The sequence below is a fragment of the Ruegeria sp. P10 genome (assembly GCF_056534925.1).
The window spans coordinates 204,333-211,238 of record NZ_JBQERJ010000009.1 but is presented as its reverse complement, the minus strand read 5'-3'; the positions used below and the strand labels follow the sequence as shown (position 1 = coordinate 211,238).

General features: G+C 56.1%; 6 protein-coding genes. 2 read left to right on the top strand and 4 right to left on the bottom strand.

Going from position 1 to position 6,906, the window contains the following annotated elements:
* Positions 1-60: 60 nt before the first annotated feature.
* The 4 genes from ACR0FB_RS16275 to ACR0FB_RS16260 form a co-directional block, all read right to left on the bottom strand.
* Complete coding sequence (locus tag ACR0FB_RS16275) at positions 61-954, bottom strand: calcium:cation antiporter (protein WP_480621295.1); 894 nt, start codon at positions 952-954, stop codon at positions 61-63.
* A gap of 15 nt (positions 955-969) precedes the next feature.
* On the bottom strand, positions 970-2,232 hold the full coding sequence (locus ACR0FB_RS16270; protein ID WP_480621293.1) for an MFS transporter: 1,263 nt from the start codon (positions 2,230-2,232) through the stop codon (positions 970-972).
* Positions 2,233-2,303: 71 nt separating this feature from the next.
* Positions 2,304-3,377 carry an alpha/beta hydrolase gene (locus ACR0FB_RS16265; RefSeq protein ID WP_171724796.1) on the bottom strand — a complete coding sequence of 358 codons (1,074 nt, stop codon included), beginning with the start codon at positions 3,375-3,377 and terminating at the stop codon, positions 2,304-2,306.
* Between the two features lie 227 nt (positions 3,378-3,604).
* Positions 3,605-4,633, bottom strand: coding sequence for a DUF1214 domain-containing protein (locus ACR0FB_RS16260; protein ID WP_480621291.1), 1,029 nt, complete (start codon positions 4,631-4,633; stop codon positions 3,605-3,607).
* Positions 4,634-4,727: 94 nt separating this feature from the next.
* Here ACR0FB_RS16260 and ACR0FB_RS16255 point away from each other — a divergent pair, with 94 nt between their 5' ends.
* Positions 4,728-5,798, top strand: a complete 1,071-nt coding sequence (locus tag ACR0FB_RS16255; protein WP_170507295.1) for an AraC family transcriptional regulator — start codon at positions 4,728-4,730, stop codon at positions 5,796-5,798.
* Positions 5,799-6,160: 362 nt separating this feature from the next.
* Positions 6,161-6,394 carry a FitA-like ribbon-helix-helix domain-containing protein gene (locus ACR0FB_RS16250; RefSeq protein WP_480610170.1) on the top strand — a complete coding sequence of 78 codons (234 nt, stop codon included), beginning with the start codon at positions 6,161-6,163 and terminating at the stop codon, positions 6,392-6,394.
* Positions 6,395-6,906 lie beyond the last annotated feature (512 nt).

The following is a 6,906-nucleotide window of genomic DNA, read 5'->3' as shown; positions in this document are numbered from 1 at the left end:
CGCCCGCCAGCACCTGAAACCATCATCCCAATGGATTACAGGCCGACGGTGCACTAACAATCAACTTGGACCAGTCAGATGAGGCTGCTCATTGGCGCGCGCTGCGTCCAGAGCAGCCAGCGCTTCGGGGGTCAGGATCATAGCAGCCACGAGGAAACCGCCAAGCGCAACGGGCGCGCCAAATTCCAGAAGTTTGAAGTCGACAAACAGCGCGAGCTTTTTGGACATCAGAACCAGTGGCAGCATTGCCAGAACCAGCCAGACCACGTGAAAGCCAACACTTTTGGTTTCGAGATGGTGCGCGTCCGATCCTGCTGTGGTTGGCAGTTCATCTGCGGGCTGGCGGAAGATTTCTGGTTTGCCGGCGGTCTGATAGACGAGGAAAATGCCATAGAGCACAACCGACATCCCAATCATAAACACTGTTTGCAGGGCAGAGAGGCCACCGCCGGGTGCAGATGTGGTGAAGCTTGGCAGCACAAGGCTTACGATGGCGACGGGAAGCAGGACCACGAGATAGGCATTGGCTCCCGAGAGGTTGAACACTTGCAGCCCATGGCGCAGGCCGCCAATCAGGAGGCTCAATCCAACCAGCCCGTTCATCACGATCATCAGCACCGAGAACATAGTGTCCCGCGCCAGTGTCGGGTTGTTGTCCCCGGTCAACATAACCGCTGTGATAAGCGCCACCTCGATGCCGATCACCGAGAGCGTCAGGATCAGTGTGCCATAAGGCTCACCGAAGATGACGGCCAGACATTCCGCGTGATGCACCACACGAAACACCGCAGCCAACATCACGCCAAAGATACCGCCCAGCAGCAGCCAGGACATGCCAGAGCCCATGGCGGCGGGCTTGATCAGATCACCGGCGAAGGTCAATGCGACAAACACCAACCAGATCAGTACCGTCGCTTTCTCCGCGCGCAGGATGTTTGAAGTAGAAAAAGTCATTTTGGGTCTCCTGCCTTAGCGTTTCTGGGTTGGTGCAGATTTGAGACTGGTGGTCTCTGCCGCCTTAAAGTTGGTTTGTTCAGCTTTTGCTGCAGGTGCGACCGTTTTGATCCGCACAACAACCAAGGCTGTGAAAGCGGCCATCACGATGGCGAGCATCCAGTTCATGGCCAGGTCGCCAAACACAGCCGAGACAACGCTTGTCAGGAGTGGGCCGATAATGCCGCCAATGGTGAACACAAAAAGCATGGTTACAGCACTCGATGCTACATAAACGGGCACGGTCCGGTCCATCGCATGCGCCAGCAAAAGCGCATAAAGCGTGAGCATCGATCCACCGAGCAGAACCAGACCGACAAATAGGAGACGGTAGAGGGGTGTTCCCACCAAGCTCGCATGGCGAACACCATCCCCGGTGGAAAAGAATGCGAAGATCAAGAGCGCGAAAGTTGCCACTGCGGAGGCGACCAGAATGACCTTCCGGCGGTCCATCCGGTCAGAGGCAAGCCCCAGCGGGTAGAGAAACAGGATACGCCCGACGTAGACCGCGCCCATTGCGATCGCTACGTCCGCGGCGTCGACGCCCATGGTCGCCGCCCGATATGGCACAACATTCATGAAAACCGTGGAGACTATGCCAACAGCGAGCGCGCCAAAGGCAGCTGTGGGGGCATCTATGAAAAGGGCTTTTACACGCACATTGGCCCGCTCTTTGCCTTCCGGTGGCGTGCTTGGCGCGGCTGCAATCACGACGATAGCGAGACAGTACAGCAAAGACACCAACACAAAAGACTGGTTCAAATCGTCTGGAGTCACGATCACGATAACCTGGCTCAACACCGACATCAGGCCCAGAATGATGGCAAACACCGCAAGCAGGCGCCCGCGCGACGTCCCATCCACAGTTTCGCTGATCCAAGCGTCGCCGATGGCAAACAGCCCGGCTGTGGCGATGCCTGTCATAAGCCGCACAAACAAAAGGGTGGGTTCGTGATCTGTGACCGAAAAGAGCAAAGCCGCAGCCGTACAAATAGCGGCGGCCGCCGAAAAGGCGCGGATGTGGCCAATACTGGTGATCCAACCAGCGATGTAAAAGCAGCCAATCAGGAACCCCAGCGAGTAGGCCGCCGGTGCAAGCGCGGCGATTTCCTGCGAAGCACCGGTTTCCGCGAAATACAGGGCGACAATTGTGCCGGACGCCGCGGTCACCAGTTGGATCGCGGCAACAGCAATGAAGAGATATTTGAGAGTGTGAATTTGAGCGCTGAAACTGGGCATATGCGCACCTTTGAGAAAAATTCGGGGTTGGACGCCCAAGGCAACTGTGTCGATTGCCTTGGGCCGTGGGCTTACTTCAGATGAAGGTCAAAGAAGGCGTTCAGCTCGCGCAAAGCATCCTGCGATTCCGGGGCATCGACCATGAAACCTGCGATGTAGTCGCCGTGCGCCTGACCGTCATAGACGTGCAGGTCGGCAATCACATCCGCATCCCGCATGGCGCGGTGCATCCGCACTGTATCGCTGAGCAACAGATCCCGCGTGCCACTAAGGAAGATTGCAGGCGGCATCCCCTCAAGGTCGCCATAGACCGGAGAGAGATACGGATCGTCGGCGTTTTTGCCGCCCGCATACAGCTCAAAAGTGCCCGCGATTACGCCCTCATGCTGGCCAAGCGGATCAAGACCTTCGAGGGTTGTCCAGCTGTCAGACACATTGGCAAGATCGGTCGCGGGCGTGCCAGCCATGATCGCACCCGGCACCGGCAGACCTGCGTCCCGCAGTTGCAGAGTTGTAGAAAGCGTCAGGTTGCCGCCCGCCGATGTCCCAAACATGGCGATTTTGGCTGGATCATAGTTCTGAGTGATCTCGCCCCAAACCGCAATCACGTCATCGGTTGCTGCCGGAAACGGGTGTAGGGGCGGGCGACGGTAATCTACAGAGATCACCTCTACACCCAGCCCATTTGCCAACCAAGCGGCCTCCATGATTGCCGCTTTGCCGCCGTTGAACACGAAAGCGCCGCCATGAACATGAACAAAAACGGTGTCGGCCCAACGCGGGTCGATTTCCTCAGGCGTGACGAGATATGTCGTAACACCCGCGATCTGACCAACACTGAAATTGGCTCCGGTTTTGGCCAACATCGCCTCGGCCCCTTGCGCAGACGCTGCATCAAATTGGGCTTGGAAAGACAGCCACTCTTCCAGTGTCTCCGGAACCGCCGGCATTCCTACGATCTCGCGCGAGCCAATCAACTCGGCCAATTCTGGGGATACGCCCACTGGGACAGGCACCGTGCGCTCTGCCAACGGCAAGCCATCAGTCGCGGTTTTCACAGGGGGTTCAGCGGCAAAGGCCGGTACCGAAAGCGCTGCAACAAGAGCAGTGGTCAGGGCAGTTTTCAGAACGGAACGACGTTTCATTTCAATCTCCTACGTTTTAGGTGTCCGTGTTTGTCTTTGATGAACCTGAGGTAATTTCGCGCCTTGCACCTTGCGACCGCCGAAAGTGATCATTTGACGACAAAAGGGCGTCTGCTTGGGGCTTTTGTCTTGAAGCAGACCTGTGATGTGCAAACCAAGGGAGGCAGGTGGCAAAATAAAGCCCCGGTCGGACAACCGCCGACCGAGGCAATGACGCGAAGCGTTGATCAGGATGTCTGATCAATGGGCAGGGCAATCGGGAAGGCCCAGCCATCTTCAAGGATCTCTGGACCCGGCTGATACAGGCGCACGACGTAGTTCCACCCGTCCATGATCGGCAAACAGTTCACCCGACCATCCTCACAATCCCCGAAATGTATGGTCACGGTGCCGTCCTCGTTGGGAACGGAAGTCACGTTGTTGACCGAATAGGCCCCTGCGTCGTTGGGCACCATGTAACCGCTCGCATCATAGACTGTGACCGACCAGAAACCGTCTACAGGGACGTCGCCGACAGTCAGGATGTGGGGAATTGTGCCATCGCCCAACACCGGATATTGGCCGTCATAAACCGCCGCCGCAGGTGGGTTGCCGCCCCATCCGGCCGCCGCGCCGACCAAATGCGAGATTGGATTTACGGCGTCGGCCGTCCCAAACACCTCAAACGTGTTACCACTGAGCCCTTGCGCCAACGGAAGCAGCAGTTCGCGTGTCAAATCACGGGAGGCGGCGTCCCAGTTTGGTACCTCAAAGCTTCCGGCGTCAGACTGATGTACTTCAATGGCGTCCTGAAGCGTGTTGGCCAGGGCAATGTCTGATGGGTCATTCTCGTCTGCGAACGTCCTGAACAGGACCGACATATAACGCGTGCCGACCTCCTCTTCAGTGAAATGATAGGTGCCCGCGTCATGAACAACGCCTACCACATAGTGATCCTGGTTGAGAATTAGCATGGACATAAAGCGTCCTTCGGAGTCTGGCAGCACAATCGAGGCGGGCTCGGTCAGATCGATCACGACGCCGGAATAAAGTGTATCGCGGTTCATCCGGATCACATCCTGCGCATCCAGTGGTACCGGTTCGCGGATATGCATCAACCCACCAAAGCCACCCAGATCGACAATGCGCTGATGATACATGTCGGTCTCAGCTCGCACAAAATTGGTCACATTCACCGTCACCGGGGCCTCCGCAAAAGCAGGCACGGCAAGGCCTGCGGCGGCAACGATGGCAAGGAAAGAGGATACCGTTTTCATTTCAATCTCCTTTGATGGTAAGAGCGCGACCGTTCCAATTTCGGTCGCTTTGTTTGGCTCATTCCTCAGGTAGGCGGCCAAGAATGGCGTTGGGATGGGCCAAACACTTCTCAAAGTGATCAATCGACGACATAGTGAGCGCGTGCGCGACCCGATGCAGAACTCAAGGGGTTTACTCCCGACACTCGACGCCCTGGACCAGATGGCGTCCCCAAGGCTCGTTGAACGTGCGCTCAAAGATGTTGGGTTAACCCGCACGGTGCTTGAAGGCCCTCCGGTTCCGCTGCCGATACGGTATCATGCACAGCTTCTGGAAACGATTTCCGGCAAAATTGGAGAGCGCCATCTCGGGGCGATCATGGCGAAAGACTTTGCCTACTCTTCTCTCAACCGGCCTGATCCGTTTTCGAGCTATGCGCTTGGGGCTTCTCGGTTGGACATCGCCCTTCAACGGGCCGCCCGGGCGCTGCCCTTTCTCCAACGAGGGACCCAAATTCGCACACGAACCGACGGAAATTGTCTGGTATTCAGTTTCGGGGTGCAATTTGAAAAGAGCATCGGGGCTCAATTGCTTGAGCAGGAAATTCCTTCGATCCTAATCGCTCTTGTGCGTCCCTACCTTGGGACAAGCTGGGTGCCAGATTGGGTCGAACTTCCGGCTGAGCACAGGCTTCAGAAAGTTGCATTTGCACGATTGCTCGGCACAGAAGTCCGGGCCAATGCAGATTTTCCGGGGATCGCAATTCCGATGTCGCAACTTCAGACGCCGACCCGCCTTGACGAAGGCGGACGCGTGCAAATGACGGCTGCAGGCATAGAGAGGTTGCGGTTGAACCGCCCGCCCCGCACACATGCCGAAACGGTACGCCAAGCGCTTCGCATGCAACTCAACAACGGCAGCGCCGCGGTCGACGATGTCGCGGCGGCGCTTGGGGTCGGGGTTCGGACATTGCAGCGTCAGCTTCGGATCGAAGATGTGACGTTCAAGGAGATCGCGCTGTCCGAACAAGTTAGTCGGGCAAAGATGCTCTTGAGTGAAAACGACCTGAACCTGTCTCAAATCGCCTTTTATCTTGGTTTCTCCGAGGTCAACAGCTTCCGGCGCGCGTTCCGCACCTGGTTTGGACAATCGCCGACACAGTACCGTTCTCGCGCATTCAGCTAAGCTGCGGCATAGCGATTAATTCATCGAAGTCTGTGTCTGCAGTTGCTGCGGTTCCTCTTTGATCTTTGGAATGTGTAGTGAAAGCACACAGACATGCAATTGCAGGTCACTTTAGGTAGCCGCAAGCGGACATTAGTCCGTCCTGCAGCGAAGGTCCGTTTTCGCCCGTTCACGGCGAATGCTGTGCTGGTCCCTAAGGTCTACTTAGGGCTCGCTTTGGACCTTAGCCGCAAGGTGCTCCGACGGTCCGATGGGCGGGCCAAACTATCTGGCAGGGATCGTTTTTTTAGTGCAAATGACTAAAATGACGGCAACGCAATTGAGTCTAGGATATGATAGTAGGTTCCGAAGTGGAGGTTCCAATGGCGAATTTGACTGTCAAAAACTTATCGGTCGAAGTTTATGGACGTCTGCGAATTATCGCAGCGGAACGAGGTGTAAGCATCGAGGAAGCCGCGCGACAACTTCTCGACGAAGTGTCACGACCGTCAGAAAAAGTTGGTGATGTAATTGTGGAATACGTACAGAGCCTTAACGCGTTTCTTCCTGAAATCAAGCGGAGCGACGAAGCCCCAGAACCGACAGACTTCAGCTGACTTTTTAAGGTGCGATCATCTTTGTTTCAGTAAATGGTCGCAGATCACAGCCTGGTTTCCATCCGCCCAGTGGTAAAGCGAATAGAAATCCCCACAACCTAAGTCCTCTATTTCAGCTTCTTTTCGGCGTTAGGACTTCAGTTTCGATGTGGGTCATAGAAGGTGCCGTGCACTGCAGCTACTCAACCAGGGATCGTTTCACATAACACCCCTTCAGCGATGTTCCCGGTTCGTTACAGCCCGAGAAATCAGCGCGGGGTTGTGTGCGCAGCCCAGCCTTGGAAAGACTGTAACCCGCGTCGAACGCTATTAATCAATCTGGGGAAAACGTATCGTTCGGTGACCGCTCACTTAGAAAAGAGCCGATGTACGACAGCACCTTAGATCAGTTCAATCGGCAATACTCAGCATATCGAATGCGGCAACTAATCAGACCTGACCAAGGCTCAAGCCGGCCACCAAGCCGCCGTTCGCTGCCTTTGCAGCACTTGACCTCAGCGTCGGCGGCAATG

What these genes read in the sequence shown, in the direction of transcription:
- ACR0FB_RS16255 (WP_170507295.1), top strand. Translation starts at nt 4,728, where the DNA reads ATGGGCCAAACACTTCTCAAAGTGATCAATCGACGACATAGTGAGCGC.
- ACR0FB_RS16250 (WP_480610170.1), top strand. Translation starts at nt 6,161, where the DNA reads ATGGCGAATTTGACTGTCAAAAACTTATCGGTCGAAGTTTATGGACGT.
- ACR0FB_RS16275 (WP_480621295.1), bottom strand. Translation starts at nt 954, where the DNA reads ATGACTTTTTCTACTTCAAACATCCTGCGCGCGGAGAAAGCGACGGTA.
- ACR0FB_RS16265 (WP_171724796.1), bottom strand. Translation starts at nt 3,377, where the DNA reads ATGAAACGTCGTTCCGTTCTGAAAACTGCCCTGACCACTGCTCTTGTT.
- ACR0FB_RS16260 (WP_480621291.1), bottom strand. Translation starts at nt 4,633, where the DNA reads ATGAAAACGGTATCCTCTTTCCTTGCCATCGTTGCCGCCGCAGGCCTT.
- ACR0FB_RS16270 (WP_480621293.1), bottom strand. Translation starts at nt 2,232, where the DNA reads ATGCCCAGTTTCAGCGCTCAAATTCACACTCTCAAATATCTCTTCATT.